Consider the following 17,625-nt stretch of genomic DNA (forward strand, 5'->3'; position numbering starts at 1 on the left):
TTTTTTAAAATAAAATATGAAACAAGTAAAATAGCCATCGGACTAATGTGTAATAAAATATGTTTTTAAATCTTTTAGCTTTAAACCACCATGCACCAGCTACAGAATCCAAGGTAACATCTCAAAAGAAAAATACAATACTTAAACCTGTCATTGTACTTTGTTTTTTTGTAGCACACTAAACTCTACAGAGTTCAATAGCTGATAAATTAGTATTCATTCCAATTTCTGATATGTACAAAAAATTAAAAAAAACCTCCTTCAACTTAGTTTTTTTACCAAAAATACCCCACTATAATTGATGTTAAAACTAACAGGATCACTGCTAAAATGCGGTAGTTTTTATACCATGGCAATAATCTCATTTCTTCTGTTTCTGCAGTAAAAATTTCTTTTCTATAGGTATACTCTGCCACTTGCTCCGCAGATTGCGGTGGCGTAGCAGCACTCACAAAAACATGTATAATTACACAAACCACAAATAGCCAAGTAGCTTTTGCAAGAAAATGCAATTCATTAATCATTGGTACCCAGTCAAAAACCTGCGATAATATCATAAAGATAGCAGCAAAAAACCCAAACAATAAACTCACAATGGAACCAGTACCATTGGCCCGCTTCCAAAATAGCCCCAGCACAAAAGTTGATACTGCCGGGGGAGATGTATAGGCTATTACCAATTGGAGGTATGTCCATAAGGAATCACTTACTCTTTCAATAAAGGGTACCCATAGAATGGCTAACACCACCAATATTACTGTAGTTATCTGACCCACTCTTACTAACTGTAAACTTGTTAATTTAGGATTAATCTGTCTTACAAAATCCATAGTCACCAGAGTAGATGCAGAGTTAAAGGTTGCAGAAACCGAAGACATCATAGCCGCCATTAATCCTGCTACTACAAGACCTAGAATACCTGTTGGCAATAATTGGAAAAGTAATACGGGATAGGTAAGATTAGGACAATCCCTTAAATCTTTACAAATTTCACCATTGGTAAGTGCATAATTGAGTTCTGAAATATCTAATGTGTTGAAGAGTAGCAATGCGAGTACTCCGGGGACTACCATGATAAAGATTACAGGTAATTTTAGAAAACCTGCAAAGAGTGCACCCCAACGACCGTGATTTAGGTCTTTGGCTCCTAAAACTCTTTGTACCATAAACTGGTTATTGGCCCAAAAATAAAAACCTAGCAAAGGAACTCCTGTAAGCAATCCCCACCATGGCATAAATTCATCATTTGAAGGTCTTACCAAACTAAAAACTTCATCTGCATTTGCAGGAATATATTTACCTTCAGCTACTCTATTTCCAAAATCTACATTTCCACTAGCCAACATATTGTTTAAGCTGTCCATCATAGTACCCCATCCGCCACCTAGTTGCTCAAATGCATAATAAGTAAGTAAACAAGATCCTATAACGAGTAGAATGGCCTGAATAACCTCCGTCTGAATTACGGAATTTAACCCACCTGGTATTGTATAAGCAGCAGCAGCAACCGCCAAAATAACTAAAATTAATGTAGAACTAAGACCAGGAAATAATAAGGTAAGAACAATTTTACCTACATACAATCCTGCAGCAGTATCCACTAAAATATTACCTACTACCGTTATAAAAGAGAAATAATATCTGGAACGATTGTCATAGCGTCTTTGAAGAAACTCTGGCATTGTGTAAACACCAGACTTTAAATAAAATGGAAGAAAGAAAATAGCAAAGAAAATAAGAACTACTACGGCGAACCATTCGTAATTATAAACATTAATATTAGTTTGATACGCATCCGAGGCTAAACCTACTAATGTAGAGCTTGAAATATTTGCCGAAAAAAGGGCAATTCCAACTATTGGCCAAGTCATGGTTCTACCTCCTAAAAAATAATCTTCAGAACTACTCCTTTTTGATTTTGAGATTCCGTAGATGATAATCCCCACAAGATATACAACAATAACACCGATGTCAATGGCAGATAATGAATTCATAAGGTTCTTTTTGTTCTAGTTAAATGTAAAAAATATAGATTTTCACCTAAACTGGTTAGAATGAATTTATTAGCATTAATGTAATATTACTATTCAAATATTAATAATTTAGTATTATTTACCTAATAAGGCTGCCGAATATACATTTTATCGTCTTAAAAAAAAAATATTGTTTAAAATAGCATTACTTTTGAAGTATCCATGAATTAATAGAAGATAATACAGCACATCATGAAAGTTGTGAAACTAAAAGATATTGCAGAAATACTGGGCGTTTCGGTTACCACGGTTTCAAAAGCATTAAAAGATTACCCTGATATAAGCAAGGAAACAAAGCAGCATGTAAAAATATTAGCTGAAAAACTTAACTATAAACCTAGTGCTCTTGCTGTAAATTTCAGGAATAAAGAATCTAGAATTATAGGAGTTATAATTCCAGAAATAGCTCATCATTTTTTCTCTAATGTTATTAATGGAATTATTCATGAAGCTGAAAAAAAAGGATATTTGGTCATTACCCTTCAATCTGGTGATTTCTATTCAATGGAAGAAAAAAATATTGAATTATTGATAGACCAGCGAGTAGATGGTATAATTATGTCTCTTTCAAATGAAACGAATTCTTTTGAGCATATAAGAAAGCTAAAAGATAAAGACATTCCATTCGTACTTATAGATAAGGTGACTGATGAAATAGAATGCAGCAAAGTGGTTATAGATGACAAACATGCGGCTTATACAGCTGTTGACTATCTAATTAAAACTGGTTGTAAAAAAATATTGCATTTAAATGGACCTCTAAGCACTAAAAGCTGTGCTGACCGCTTAGAAGGATATAAAAAGGCTTTAAAAAAACACGGAATCCCATATAACGCTAAACTAGTATATGGGTGCATTAATCATTCACATCAGAAAGGTATTAATTTCACCAATGATGCCTTTAATAAATATCCTGATATAGATGGTGTTTTTGCTACTACAGATCTTATTGCCTCTGGAGCTCTTACTGCTCTTAGAAAGAAAAAAATAAAAGTTCCTGAAGAAGTATCTATTATGGGGTTTAGCAATTGGGAACTTTCAAGTATTGTTAGCCCTACTCTTTCTACTGTGGAACAACCTAATTTTGAAATGGGTAAAAAGGCAATCTCTATTCTTCTTGATGAGATTCAAAAGTCTAAAACCGAAGAGCATATTGAAAAGCAATATATAGAACTTCCCACCGAAGTTATCGTCAGAGAAAGTACCCGAAAATTATAGTCAATCAGATTTATTTAGAAATTTAATATTTCTTATAAGACCTTCAAATTTTGTTCTTTTTACAGCCGATTTTCTAAATAACTCATTAAATACTTCTTTCGTAATTTCCTGCCACTCGGCTCTACTCATATTCAATAAGTCTGGATGCGGATTAAATAGCGGTTCTCTATGGGGCTTAGAAAAACGATTCCAAGGGCAGACATCCTGACAAACATCGCATCCAAACATCCAATTATCAAATTTATCTTGATATGAGGAAGGTATTTCTTCTTTTAGCTCAATGGTAAAATAAGAAATACATTTACTTCCATCCACAACATAAGGCTCTGCAATGGCTTGAGTTGGACACGCATCTATACAAGCGGTGCAAGAGCCGCAATGATCTGTGACTGGGGTATCATATTCAAGATCTAAGTCTACTATAAGTTCTGCGATAAAATAAAAAGATCCTGTTTTTTTTGAAAGCACGTTACTGTGCTTTCCCATCCAGCCTAAACCAGATCTAACCGCCCAGGCTTTATCTAAAACAGGAGCAGAATCTACAAAGGCTCTACCATTTACCTCACCAATTTCGGTGTTTATAAAAGCCAATAAACTTTTAAGCTTGTCTTTAATCACAAAATGGTAATCCATGCCATATGCGTACTTGGATATCTTAGGAGCATCTTCATATTTTTGAAATTCACTTGGATAGTAATTCAATAAAACAGAAATAACAGATTTAGCACCATCCACTAGTAATCTTGGGTCCAAGCGCTTGTCGAAATGATTTTCCATATAGCGCATCTCACCCTGATGATTCTTGTTTAACCAATCTTCCAAACGAGGTGCTTCTTCTTCTAAAAAAGCAGCTTTTGAAATGCCACAAGACAGAAAACCGAGGCGTTTAGCTTCGGTTTTAATCATTTTAGTGTATGTCTCGCTAGGGCTCAATACTTCTTAAAATAGACCTCCTTGAATATTTCCTTTAATTCTTCCCAAATGTGTGTAAGCTTGTTCCGTAACTTCTCTTCCTCTTGGAGTTCTCATGATAAAGCCCTGTTGAATCAAAAAGGGTTCATACACTTCTTCAATGGTTTCAGCACTTTCGGAAACTGCAGTTGCTAGGGTGGTAATCCCTACAGGTCCTCCTTTAAATTTATCAATGAGAGTGGTAAGGATTTTATTATCCATTTCATCAAGACCATGTGCATCTACATTAAGTGCTTTTAAAGAAAATTTTGCAATCTCAATATCTATTTTTCCATTACCCTTAATTTGGGCAAAATCCCTAACTCTTCTTAAAAGCGCATTTGCAATTCTAGGAGTACCTCTACTTCTCCCGGCTATTTCATAAGAAGCTTCTTTTGATATAGGAACTTTTAAAATATATGCACTTCTTTCAATAATAGTAGAAAGCAGTTCAGTATCATAATACTGAAGTCTGCTACTGATGCCAAAACGGGCTCGCATAGGCGCTGTTAAGAGACCAGATCTAGTGGTTGCACCTACCAGCGTAAAAGGATTTAAGTTTATTTGAACAGACCTTGCATTTGGCCCGCTTTCTATCATAATATCAATTTTGTAATCCTCCATAGCAGAATAAAGATATTCTTCCACCACCGGACTCAATCTATGGATTTCATCTATAAAAAGTACATCACGATCCTCTAGATTGGTAAGCAAACCTGCTAAATCTCCAGGTTTATCCAATACTGGCCCTGAAGTAACCTTAATACCCACTCCTAATTCATTTGCGAGAATATGCGCTAAGGTGGTTTTTCCTAACCCTGGTGGTCCATGAAAAAGCGTATGATCTAATGCATCTGTTCTTTGATTGGATGCTTCTACAAAGACCCTTAAATTTTCTAATACCGCTTCCTGTCCTGTAAAGTCGTCAAACTCTAAAGGTCTTAATGCTTTTTCTACATCCCTTTCTTCAGGAGTAAAATGATCGTCTGTGGGGTCTAAATTTGAATTCATACCTCACAAAGATAATAGAAATCAAATGACAAAGAAACTGTGCCTAATGTATTAATTCTGCACTGCCTGTTGAATCATAAATTCGCATAAAAAAACCTCCATTTGGAGGTTTTATATATTTTAATGATTTAACTCTTCTTCATTTTCCTGAAGTGGTATATGTTGTGGGACAAAATCTTGTCCGGGAATTACATATTCTCCATCTTCATTGGTTTTACTATAATCATAAGGCCATCTATGTACTTCTGGAATAGCTCCTGGCCAATTTCCATGAATATGCTCTTGTGGCGCTGTCCATTCTAAGGTAGTAGAATTCCAAGGATTTTGTGATCCTTTTTTACCATAGAACATACTTCTTATAAAATTATAAAGAAATACTATTTGCGCGGCACCTGCAATAAGGGCAAACACCGTAATTACCACATTTACATTTTGAAAATCGTCAAACATAGGAAAAGCCGTGTTCTGATAATAACGTCTTGGCAATCCTGCCATTCCAATAAAATGCATCGGGAAAAATACCCCGTATGCAGCGATGGCTGTTACCCAAAAGTGAACATACCCAAGATTTTTGTTCATCATCTTACCCTCAAACATTTTTGGGAACCAATGATACACACCTGCAAATAAACCATACAACGCAGAAATACCCATTACTAAGTGAAAGTGTGCTACTACAAAATACGTGTCATGTACATTAATATCAAGAGTACTATCCCCTAGAATAATCCCAGTTAAGCCTCCTGTAATAAATGTTGACACCAATCCAATTGAAAATAACATCGCAGGATTCATCTGCAGATTACCTTTCCAGAGAGTAGTGATATAATTAAATGCCTTAACCGCAGAAGGTATTGCAATTAGTAAGGTTGTAAACGTAAATACGGATCCTAAGAATGGATTCATTCCAGATATAAACATATGGTGTCCCCAAACAATGGTAGATAAGAATGCTATTGCAATAATAGATGCTACCATGGCACGGTATCCAAATATTGGCTTTCTGGCGTTCGTTGCAATTACCTCAGATGTAATCCCTAAAGCTGGTAAAAGAACAATATAAACTTCTGGATGTCCTAAGAACCAAAACAAATGTTCAAATAATACTGGTGATCCTCCTTGATAATGCAATACTTCTCCTTGGATATATATATCTGAAAGAAAGAATGAAGTTCCAAAACTTCTGTCCATAATAAGCAAAAGTGCCGCAGAAAAAAGAACTGGAAAGGAAACGATACCTATAATAGCAGTAATGAAAAAAGCCCATATCGTTAAAGGAAGTCTAGTCATAGACATCCCTTTTGTACGTAAATTGAGTACTGTTACTACATAATTCAAAGAACCTAATAGGGAGGATGCAATAAATATTGCCATCGAAACTAACCATAATGTCATACCGGCACCAGAACCACCCTGAGCCATTGGCAATGCACTTAAAGGCGGATAAATAGTCCAACCAGCTGCAGCTGGTCCCGCTTCTACGAATAAAGAAAGGACCATGATTACACTTGATAAGAAAAACATCCAATATGAAACCATATTCAAAAATCCGGAGGCCATATCTCTTGCCCCTATTTGAAGTGGAATTAATAAGTTACTAAAGGTTCCACTCAAACCTGCGGTTAATACAAAAAATACCATGATAGTACCGTGAATAGTAACCAATGCCAAATAAATATTGGGATCCATAACTCCTTCTGGAGCCCACTTACCTAGTAGTACTTCAAAAATCTTGAATGATTCTCCTGGCCATGCCAATTGCATCCTAAAAAGCAATGACATTGCAATCCCTATAAAGCCCATTATAAGGCCCGTAATTAGGTATTGCTTTGAAATCATCTTATGATCTTGACTAAAAATATATTTTGTAACAAATGTTTCTTTGTGATGATGTCCATGATCATCATGTGCATGATCATCTATGTGTGCGTGTGCTGTTGCTGACATAATCTTTTTTAATTAAAACTGTTAATATTTTCTTTTTCTATAGCTTTATTCCGAAGCAATCATTTTTCCAAACGTCTGCTGTTCTTCAATCCAATTATTAAATTCTTCTTCTGATTCTACAATAATTTTCATCTGCATATTGTAGTGAGAAGTACCACAAATCTTATTGCAAAGCAATACGTAGTCAAATTCCCAAGGGTCTAACTGTTCTTCGCCTTTTGCTGCCAACACCTTGCTCCTTTCAGCTCTAATTTTATTAGTTCTTAACACCTTATCCGCAATATCAGGATTCAATCTCATTTCTTCTGTAGTAACGGTAGGTGTAAAAGAAAATTGAGTAATCATACCGGGTACACAATTCATTTGAGCTCTAAAGTGCGGCATATATGCAGAATGTAAAACATCCTGTGAGCGCATTTTAAATATCACTTTTCGATTCACAGGCAAATGTAGTTCTGTGGTACTTACCACGTCATCCATACCATTTGGATCTGAAGCGTCTATACCAACCACATTTTTTCCATCAAAATCTTGAAGAAAACGAACATTGGCATCACCTAAAACATTGTCGTCTCCAGCATAACGAGCCTTCCAATTAAACTGTTGTGCATATAGTTCAATAATAATAGGATCATCTTCATCATTGATATCCATTATTGTTGTCCAAGTATATAAACCATATAATATCAATCCTGCCAATACAATAACGGGGATTATAGTCCAGATAAATTCTAATTTATCATTATCTGCATAAAATAATGCCTTTTTACCTTTTTGACCTCTATACTTAAAAGCAAAATAATGAAGTAGTGCTTGGGTAATGAACTGTACGAAGAAGATCAATGCAAAAGAGATCCACAATAACTGATCATAATCCTGTCCATGCTCAGAAGCAGGATTAGTGAGTACATATTTACCATACTTCCAAAACGAATAAATGGTTAACAAGTAAATGAAAATCAAGAATGCGAACATTAGATATCCATTCATGTTATTATCCTTGTCATTTGCAACTTCTGAATTCTCATCGCTTTTCGGCTGAGAGAGTTCAAAAATTTTAGTCATTTGCCAGATGGCAATAAATACAAGTACGAGAACTATACTAGTTAATAAAACGGTAGTCATTATATCTATCCTGTTTACTTTTTAATACTTCAATTAATAGTGAAAGTGTTTGCTTTCTTCTATGAAAGGATTTCGTTTTGCCAATAATGGTGCTTTGGTAAGCTCTGTAAATACTACAAATATAAACAAGCCTAAAAAGAATAAAACTCCTCCTATTTCTGCTACACCAATATACCACTTATCACCAACAGTTCCTGGCATTACCATATTGAAAACATCAATATAGTGACCTGCTAAAATCACAATTCCTGCCATTACCACAAACCAATTTAATCTTTTAAAATCACTGTTCATAAGGATGAGTAATGGAAAAACAAAGTTCATTACTAACATTCCAAAGAAAGGAACTTTATAATCTTGAAATCTTGCCACATAATAGGTGATTTCTTCAGGAATGTTTGCATACCAAATCAACATAAACTGCGAGAACCATAAATAGGTCCAGAAAATACTAATGGCAAACATAAATTTAGCCAAATCATGTAAATGACTATTATTAACATGTTCTAAATACCCTTTAGATTTCAAATACATAGTAATCATTGCAATTACTGTAATACCTGATACAAACATACTTGCAAAAACATACCATCCAAACAACGTACTGAACCAGTGCGGATCAATACTCATAATCCAATCCCATGACATCATGGACTCTGTCACCAAAAAGAATACTAAAAAAGCTGCTGAAATTCTGAAATTCTTTTTAAAGTTACTATTATCTTCTGCTGTGTCTTGAGCGATAGAGAATTTACGTGAAAAATGTCTATATGCTACCCAACCAGCAATATAAAAAACTGCTCTTACCAAAAAGAAAGGCAAACTGAGATAACCTGCTTTTCCCTGAAGTAATTTATCATTTGCCACCACTTCACTATCCATCCAAACAAAAAGATGATTAAGATGCATTCCGGATAAAATAAAAATCACTACTAACACAAGAGCTCCTGGCAATAAGTAAGCGGTAATACCTTCCATAACTCTAAATAAGACAGGAGACCATCCTGCCTGTGCAGCCCTTTGTATTGCATAGAATGCCAGCACGCCTAGAGCAATCATCATAAAAAAGAAAGCCGCCACATATAATGCAGCCCAAGGCTTATTTTTATAGGAATTAAGTGCATGTTTATAGTGAGCCATCTCGTCTTTCTCGCTATGGGCATCTGCTGTACTTTCATGATGTCCCTCACCATGGGTAGCTTCTCCATGTCCATCTCCATGAGCAGCAGCTTCAAGTGCTTTTACTTCTTCAATCGTAGATGGTGCTGTTAAAAAACCGTATCCTAACCCAAGAACACCTAGTACCATTAATATAAAGGAAGCTGTTCTTAATCTATTTGAAAACGTATACATATCTGGTCGCTATCTATATAATTATTTGATTAAATCTTCTCTTAGTTTCATTACATATTCTGAAACCATCCATCGTTCTTGCTCATTTAATTGAGAAGCATAGGATCCCATGGAGTTCAACCCATAGTATAAAACATGAAATGTGCTTCCCACATTGATATCTCTATCTTTATAACTTGGCACTCCAAGAATTTTTTCGCGCTTCATTAATATACCCTGTCCGTCACCTTTAGTCCCATGGCAAACTGCACAATAGATATCGTATAGTTCTTTTCCCTTGGTCATGGTGGATTCTACCATAGTGGAATCTAGAGGACTACTAAGCGCTGCTCTTGCTAATTCTTTTCCTTCAAGCGTATTCTCATAAGCATATGGCAGCCAACCTCTTTTAACCGTATGGTTTGGCGGTAACAACGCTTCCATACCGTTAGGAAGAAAGTCTGCTTCTGAATATGTTTCGTACCCAACAGACTCATACATATTGGGAAAGTATTGATAATTAGGTCTTGAACTATCCGCACAAGAAGATAACATTACCATTATACTTAAAGCGATTCCTATATTGATAAAGGTTTTCATATTTCTAATTAGTGCTTTTCTGATACTTTAATTTCTACCGCTCCTGTTTGCATCAACAAATCTGTAATTTCTTGTTCGTTATTATTTACAGATATTTCCATAAGAAAGTGATCATCTGTGGTTCTTACATCTGGATTTTCTGCTTCCTTAAATGGCCAAAGTTTACTTCTAAGATAAAATGTAATTACCATTAAGTGGGCTGCAAAAAAAACAGTAAGCTCAAACATTACAGGTACAAAGGCTGGCATATTCTGAAAATAGCTAAAACTTGGTTTCCCACCAATATCTTGAGGCCAATCCTCAATCATAATAAAATTCATCATCCAAATTGCCACCGTGAGACCTAGACATCCATACATAAATGAAGTAATCGCTAATCTGGTAGGTGCCAATCCCATTGCTTTGTCAAGTCCGTGAACTGGGAAAGGACAATAAACCTCTTCGATGTGATGGTGTGCAGCCTTTACTTTCTTGACTGCATTCATCAATATATCGTCATCGTTATAAAATGCTTGTACAACTTTAGTGCTCATATACTGATTCTATTTCTTTAGTTCTTTAGCTTGCCCCGCCCAATCATCTCGTTCCGCTCTTCCAGGGAATGAGCCTGTGATTTCGTCTAACAAATTATACTCTTTTTCAGTCATTTTACTAACCTGATCAAAAGTAAAAATACCTATCTGATTTAGGGTACGTTCCATAACTGGCCCTATACCATTAATTTTCTGAAGGGGATCTGCTGTTTGAGTCGCGCTGTCAAAAGTTCCTATATTCTCAAATAACTCGTTTACCTTTTCTGAATTTGCAACTGTTTCTGTTTTTTCCGTCACAGCCAATGTTCCTCCTGCTACTAAAGCAGTAGCTGCTGGCATTTCATACAATGGTTTGCCTGCTTCACGTAGTTTCTTAAAACGCTCTCCAGATGATTTCAAAATTGTTTTCACCTCCGCCTGAGCAATTACAGGAAACGTCCTGGCATAAAGAAGAAATAAAACAAAGAAAAATCCAATGGTTCCAATAAATATTCCAATATCCACAAAAGTGGGTGAGAACATAGTCCATGAAGATGGTAAATAATCTCTATGAAGTGAAGTAACAATAATTACGAAACGCTCAAACCACATACCTATGTTTACAACAATAGAAATGATAAAGGAGAACATAATACTGGTTCGCAACTTTTTAGACCACATAAACTGAGGTGAAAACACATTACATGTCATCATTGCCCAATAAGCCCACCAGTATGGTCCAGTTGCTCTGTTAAGAAATGCGTATTGCTCGTATTCTACACCTGAGTACCAAGCAATAAATAACTCGGTAATGTATGCACAACCTACAATTGAACCTGTAATCATGATTACAATATTCATGAGTTCAATATGCTGTACAGTAATATAATTTTCTAGGCTCACCACTTTTCTCATAATGATAAGCAAGGTATTTACCATAGCAAATCCAGAGAAAACTGCTCCTGCAACAAAATAAGGAGGAAATATAGTTGTATGCCAACCTGGTATTACCGAGGTAGCAAAGTCAAATGATACAATGGTGTGTACTGATAATACCAGAGGTGTTGCCAAACCAGCCAAGACAAGAGAAACTTCTTCAAAACGTTGCCAGTCTTTTGCTCTACCGCTCCATCCAAAACTAAGAATACTATATATCTTTTTCTGAAATGGTTTTACCGCTCTATCTCTGATCATCGCAAAATCTGGAAGCAACCCTGTCCACCAAAAAACCAATGATACAGAAAGATATGTAGAAATTGCAAATACATCCCATAATAATGGAGAGTTAAAATTCACCCATAAAGATCCGTATTGATTTGGAATTGGAACTACCCAATATGCCAACCAAGGACGTCCCATATGTATAATAGGAAACAAACCTGCTTGGATTACCGAAAAAATGGTCATTGCTTCCGCTGATCGGTTAATAGCCATTCTCCATTTTTGACGGAAAAGTAACAATACTGCTGAAATCAAAGTTCCAGCATGACCAATACCTACCCACCAAACAAAGTTGGTAATATCCCAGGCCCATCCAACAGTTTTGTTAAGACCCCAAGTACCGATTCCTGTTGAAACCGTGTAAATAATACAACCCAATCCCCAAAGGAATGCTGTTAAAGCTATTGAAAATACTATCCACCACTGTTTATTTGCCCTTCCTTCTACTGGGGCAGCAATATCAACAGTTACATCGTGATAGGTTTTATCTCCGGTAACTAAGGGTTTTCGTATAGGTGCTTCGTAATGCGACGCCATAATCCTCTTATAATTGTCTTATTAATTTATTTTAAGCTTCGTTGGTGTTTCTCACTTTTACATGATAAAAAACATTAGGACGTGTTCCCACATGCTCTAACAGGTGATACATTCTATCACTTTCTTTAAGTTCTGCAACCTTGCTTCCCTCCATATTTATATCACCAAAAACGATAGAATTTGATGAACATGCTGCTGAACATGCTGTTTGAAACTCTCCTTCCTTAACTTCTCTACCTTCTCTTTTGGCATCAAGGATAGTTTTTTGTGTTTTCTGAATACACATTGAGCATTTTTCCATCACCCCACGAGAACGAACATTCACATCTGGATTCAAGACCATCTTACCAAGATCATTATTCATATGGAAATCAAACTCATCATTATTATTGTAAAGGAACCAGTTGAAACGACGTACCTTATAAGGACAGTTATTTGCACAATATCTAGTACCTACACATCTATTATATGCCATATGATTTTGACCCTGACGACTATGAGAAGTTGCCGCTACTGGACATACAGTTTCACATGGAGCATGATTACAATGCTGACACATTACCGGCTGAAAAGCTACTTGAGGATTTGCTGATGCAATTTCCATCTCACTAAAAGTAGACAAGGAATCCCCTAAGCCATCAATACCATCTTTTGTTTTATTATCTCCTTCAAAAGTCTCTTCCGATGAATAATAACGATCAATTCTTAACCAGTGCATATCACGAGACTTCCGTACTTCTGCTTTACCTACTACAGGAACATTATTCTCTGCATGACAAGCAATTACACAAGCCCCGCATCCTGTACAAGAATTTAAATCTATAGATAGATTAAAATGATGCCCGATTGAACGATCAAAAGAATCCCATAAATCTACAGATACAGCTTCTACTTCTTCGTGATTAAGAGAAACCTCTGGTTTATGATTCCATTCATGATGCGATTTTGTATTGAAAATCTCTAAGGTAGTTTCCTTTACAATATCACCTCTACCCATTAAGGTATTATGAAGTTGAACACATGCAAATTCATGTTCACCTGAAACAGGTTCTAATGAAACCGATTGCACATTATTAAAATCTTTATACAAAGCGTACGCATTAACCCCAGTCTGCATTTCCTGCTGCATAGCTGCTTTCTTTCCATACCCAAATGCCAAACCAACCGTTCCTTTAGCTTGACCAGGCTGAATGATTACAGGAACTTTTTCAAGAACAGTACCATCTGCTAATTTAACATTCGCATAACTACCATTTAAACCGCCATTTGCAACATTCCAGTTTTTATAAGTATCTCCTGCATCAGCCGCAGACATCGTTAGGTAATTATCCCAAGAAACTCTTGTAATTGGATCTGGAAACTCTTGAAGCCAAGGATTGTTTGCCTGTTGACCATCTCCCATACCCACCTTGGTGTATAGCACTAACTCCATACCAGCAGAAGAAGCATTTCCTAATTTACGAACCGCCGAAGCAACCACAAAACCAGTAGAAACTTGTGGTTCCTCTATTTGAGAAACTTCCTCATCAATTATAGCCGACTCTGATTCAGCCACTACTGATTCTTCCAAAGAAGCAGTAAAAACCCCATCATGCAAAGCTTTATTCCATTGACTTCCTCCAAGAACAGAAGAAGTCCATGTTTCTTTTATATAATCATAATAAGAAGATTCAATACCCGTCCATTTCAGCAATGCTTCCTGAAACTGTCGTGTATCAAACAAAGGACGAATTGTAGGCTGCATAAGACTATAATTCCCTTTCTTAATTTCCAAATCACCCCAAGACTCCAAATAATGCGGCGCTGCCGCCACATAATTGGCCACTAAAGCTGTTTCGTCTTCTTTCATTGTAAAGGAAACAGATACACCCACTTTTTCTAAACCTTCTTTAAACTCTCCTACATTTGGAAAAGTATACAAGGGATTTACACCGCTCATTACCAATACACCAACTTTACCTGATTTCATATCAGCCACTAACTGATTTACCTCAGCAACCGACCCTTGACGAGTCATCTTTGGTGCTTTAACATCTATAACTTTACTATTTATATTTTCATTGATCTGCAATGCAAGTGCTTGGGCATCCACATCCTGAACACCTGTAACAACTACTCCTCTAGAACCTGCTTTCTTAAGCTTTGTCGCCGCTATTTTCACCGCTGCTTCTACTGAATCAGACAACTTCTTGCCAGCAACAGAAACTCCATTTACGTATCCGTACAATTTGGCTAAAACAACTTTTTGCTCTGCAACCGTTAAAGCGACTCTCTTATCTGCATTTGCTCCAGTAAGGGACATATTAGACTCAAACTGTATATGGTATGACATTTTACCATCTTTAGGAACTCTTCCAACAGCATAGCCCTTATCAAAACCACCACCTTGCCAATCAGACAAGAAGTCTGCTCCTATAGAAACGATAGTTTCTGCCTTCGCAAAATCATAATCTGCAAGTGCCCTAGAACCATACTTAAGCTCAAACGCATTTAAAGCAGCATCTTCTGCAACGGCATCGTACTGAATATGTTTAGCATTTGAAAACTTCTCTTTAAAAGTAGCTACAAGCCTATTAGTGGAAGGACTTGCATAAGTCTGTGTAAGAAACACTATTTGTTTCCCACTATTTTGAGCCGTGTTTAAACCAGCCATCACTGCTGTATCCAAATCTGACCAAGAAATATCTTCCCCACCTTTTTTAGGACCTTGTACTCTTTGAGCATCATACATAGTAAGAACGGAAGCCTGCACTCTGGCATTAGCAGATCCACCTACAATTGCATCCTTATTATTTTCAACCTTAATAGGCCTACCCTCTCTTGTCTTGACAAGAATACTAGCAAAATCATATCCGTCAGCGATTGAAGTCGCATAATAATCTGCTACTCCCGGGCGTATTTGCTCTGGCTGTATAATGTAAGGAATTGATTTAACCACGGGTCCGTCACAGGAAGCAAGCGTAGCTGCTGCCGTACTAAAACCTACATATTTAAGAAAGTCTCTTCGGGTAGTTGAAGAAGCCTCTAGAGTCTCTTTATCCCCTAGAAAATCATCTACCGGAATCTGTTCAACAAACTCATTCTGTTTGAGCGTTTCCATGACTGAACTTTCAGGGTTCAGCTCTTCCACACTTTTCCAGTATTTCTTGTTTGACGCCATATTTTATATAATGATATTAGCCTTTACGTTTATTAGTAGTGACATTTTCCACATTCTAAGCCACCCATTTGTGCAGCAGTAAGCTGCTCCACACCATACTTCTCTGATAACTGAGCATGAATTTTTTCATAATATTCATTCCCTTCCATCTGAACATTGGTCTCACGGTGACAGTTAATACACCAACCCATTGTTAATGGAGAATGCTGATACATAATTTCCATCTCTTCAACAGGACCGTGACATTTCTGACATTCTATTTTACCAACTGTTACGTGTTGTGAATGATTAAAGTATGCGAAATCGGGTAAATTATGAATTCTAACCCACTTGATTGGTTGTTGTTCTCCAGTATAACTTTGGGTTTCTTCATCCCAACCAACTGCTGCATACAACTTCTTTATTTCTTTGGTGTAGAATTCCTTGGTATATCCATTCTCCAAGTCTTCTTCTCCATTGTACTCTGCTATATTTTTATGGCAGTTCATACAAACATTCATTGCCGGTATACCAGAATGCTTTGAAACCCTTGCAGAAGAATGACAATATTTACATTCTATCTCGTTGTAACCTGCATGAATCTTGTGTGAATAATGAATTGGCTGCACGGGCATATAACCCTGATCAACACCTATTTGCATTACATAACCATACCCATAATAAGCACTAGCTAGTAAAATAAATATTGTTGAAACAATCACTAAAAATTGATTTTGAGCAAAAGCTTTCCATAACGGAAGTCGCTTTTCACTTTCAGCCTTTACAATCTCTACTCCATTTGCCTCGGCAATTCTTCGAAGTGTTTTATTCACCAAGAATAACATCACCACCAACATACCAAACACCAACACCAATGCACCTAAGATAATCTCACTTGGAACTCCAGATTCTACAACCTGAACATTCCCGGTAGGACCTGCCTCAACAACTGGGGGTGGTGGCGGAGTACTTGTATATGCTAAAATATTATCTATATCTGTGTTTGAAAGCTGCGGAAACGTATTCATTGCCGCCTTATTATACTCTTCCCATATAGCAATTGCCTGAGCATCCCCAGAAGCAATTAATGCCGGACTGTTTTTAATCCACTTATACAACCATTCACGCTCATACTTTTCAGCAACACCAGCTAATGCAGGTCCGGTCATTCTCTTATTGAGCGCATGACACGCAGCACAATTTGCTTTAAAAATTGCCTTTCCTTTTTCAGGATCACCTCCCAAATCGTTAGCAGGTGCTTCTTCTACCAAAGCGGGTGCTGCCGCCTCTGTATCCTGAGCAAAAAGAGAAGTTGAAAATGCCAGCGTAATCGCCAAGCTAATACCTAAAATTCTAGAAATTGAATTGCGGTGTATCACCTTTTTCATATTGGACATATATGTATTGTCTACTTGTATTTGGCACGATATTTTCATTATTTTAAAAAAAATAAGCGTGCCTGTAAATTCGGAAGCAAAAATACGACATAGAGTCGATTTGAGAAATGTTCGAGATACGTTAATATTTAATTTATAATAATTCTAAATAATATTTTTCGTTACCTTATTAACGGAATAAATTACTTTTGTAAAAAATAGTTTTTACCATGAAATTTTTGACTCATAAATACAATATTTTAAGCTTTATTCTCTTTATATCTGTTAATACTGGGGTAAAGGCACAAGACGGAACCATCACTATCAGTCAAGATCCACTGATTGATAAATTGGTTTCACTCAAGAAAGAAGTAAATGCTAATAGTAGCAAAGAGTTTTTTAAAATTCAAATCTATAATGGCAATCTTGCTGGAGCCAAAACTTCTGCTTCAAAGTTTAAATTATACTTTCCTGGATGGGAATGTGATGTATTCTTTGAAACCCCCAATTACAAGGTAAGAGTAGGCAGATTTAGAACTCGTTTAGAAGCAGATAAAAGACTGGTAGAAGTTAAAACAAAATATCCTAGCGCCTTTATCTTAACACCTTAAATTTTAATAAAG

At 36.3% G+C, this 17,625-nt stretch carries 13 protein-coding genes; 2 read left to right on the top strand and 11 right to left on the bottom strand.

Features of this window, described 5'->3' with window-relative positions:
* Positions 1-275 precede the first annotated feature (275 nt).
* Positions 276-1,994, bottom strand: a complete 1,719-nt coding sequence (locus tag WBG07_RS08715) for a sodium:solute symporter (RefSeq protein WP_340200413.1) — start codon at positions 1,992-1,994, stop codon at positions 276-278.
* A gap of 231 nt (positions 1,995-2,225) precedes the next feature.
* Here WBG07_RS08715 and WBG07_RS08720 point away from each other — a divergent pair, with 231 nt between their 5' ends.
* A complete protein-coding gene (locus WBG07_RS08720; RefSeq protein WP_340200415.1) occupies positions 2,226-3,251 on the top strand; it encodes a LacI family DNA-binding transcriptional regulator in 1,026 nt (341 codons plus the stop codon).
* On the opposite strand, the gene queG is transcribed toward WBG07_RS08720, so the two are convergent.
* From queG to WBG07_RS08770, 10 genes are all read right to left on the bottom strand, one after another.
* Positions 3,252-4,157 carry a tRNA epoxyqueuosine(34) reductase QueG gene (gene queG, locus WBG07_RS08725; protein ID WP_340200417.1) on the bottom strand — a complete coding sequence of 302 codons (906 nt, stop codon included), beginning with the start codon at positions 4,155-4,157 and terminating at the stop codon, positions 3,252-3,254.
* Positions 4,158-4,190: 33 nt separating this feature from the next.
* Positions 4,191-5,213 carry a Holliday junction branch migration DNA helicase RuvB gene (gene ruvB / locus WBG07_RS08730; protein WP_340200419.1) on the bottom strand — a complete coding sequence of 341 codons (1,023 nt, stop codon included), beginning with the start codon at positions 5,211-5,213 and terminating at the stop codon, positions 4,191-4,193.
* A gap of 120 nt (positions 5,214-5,333) precedes the next feature.
* Positions 5,334-7,160, bottom strand: a complete 1,827-nt coding sequence (locus tag WBG07_RS08735; protein WP_340200422.1) for a cytochrome c oxidase subunit I — start codon at positions 7,158-7,160, stop codon at positions 5,334-5,336.
* A 45-nt stretch (positions 7,161-7,205) separates the two neighbouring features.
* Positions 7,206-8,285, bottom strand: coding sequence for a cytochrome c oxidase subunit II (locus WBG07_RS08740; RefSeq protein WP_340200424.1), 1,080 nt, complete (start codon positions 8,283-8,285; stop codon positions 7,206-7,208).
* A gap of 33 nt (positions 8,286-8,318) precedes the next feature.
* Complete coding sequence (locus WBG07_RS08745) at positions 8,319-9,638, bottom strand: quinol:cytochrome C oxidoreductase (protein WP_340200425.1); 1,320 nt, start codon at positions 9,636-9,638, stop codon at positions 8,319-8,321.
* Positions 9,639-9,659: 21 nt separating this feature from the next.
* Complete coding sequence (locus WBG07_RS08750) at positions 9,660-10,217, bottom strand: c-type cytochrome (protein ID WP_340200426.1); 558 nt, start codon at positions 10,215-10,217, stop codon at positions 9,660-9,662.
* Between the two features lie 8 nt (positions 10,218-10,225).
* Positions 10,226-10,750 carry a DUF3341 domain-containing protein gene (locus WBG07_RS08755; RefSeq protein ID WP_340200428.1) on the bottom strand — a complete coding sequence of 175 codons (525 nt, stop codon included), beginning with the start codon at positions 10,748-10,750 and terminating at the stop codon, positions 10,226-10,228.
* A 9-nt stretch (positions 10,751-10,759) separates the two neighbouring features.
* The gene (nrfD, locus tag WBG07_RS08760) at positions 10,760-12,487 is read right to left on the bottom strand and encodes an NrfD/PsrC family molybdoenzyme membrane anchor subunit (RefSeq protein WP_340200430.1); all 1,728 of its coding nucleotides are present in this window, start codon (positions 12,485-12,487) and stop codon (positions 10,760-10,762) included.
* A gap of 31 nt (positions 12,488-12,518) precedes the next feature.
* Entirely contained in the window at positions 12,519-15,647 is a 3,129-nt protein-coding gene (locus WBG07_RS08765) for a TAT-variant-translocated molybdopterin oxidoreductase (protein WP_340200432.1), read from the bottom strand.
* A gap of 32 nt (positions 15,648-15,679) precedes the next feature.
* Positions 15,680-17,014, bottom strand: a complete 1,335-nt coding sequence (locus tag WBG07_RS08770; RefSeq protein WP_340200965.1) for a c-type cytochrome — start codon at positions 17,012-17,014, stop codon at positions 15,680-15,682.
* A gap of 218 nt (positions 17,015-17,232) precedes the next feature.
* Between WBG07_RS08770 and WBG07_RS08775 the strand changes: the two genes are divergently transcribed.
* Positions 17,233-17,613 carry an SPOR domain-containing protein gene (locus WBG07_RS08775; protein ID WP_340200434.1) on the top strand — a complete coding sequence of 127 codons (381 nt, stop codon included), beginning with the start codon at positions 17,233-17,235 and terminating at the stop codon, positions 17,611-17,613.
* The last annotated feature ends 12 nt before the right edge of the window (positions 17,614-17,625 follow it).

This window comes from Ascidiimonas meishanensis, from assembly GCF_037782385.1.
In the GTDB taxonomy this organism is placed as follows: Bacteria; Bacteroidota; Bacteroidia; order Flavobacteriales; family Flavobacteriaceae; genus Ascidiimonas; species Ascidiimonas meishanensis.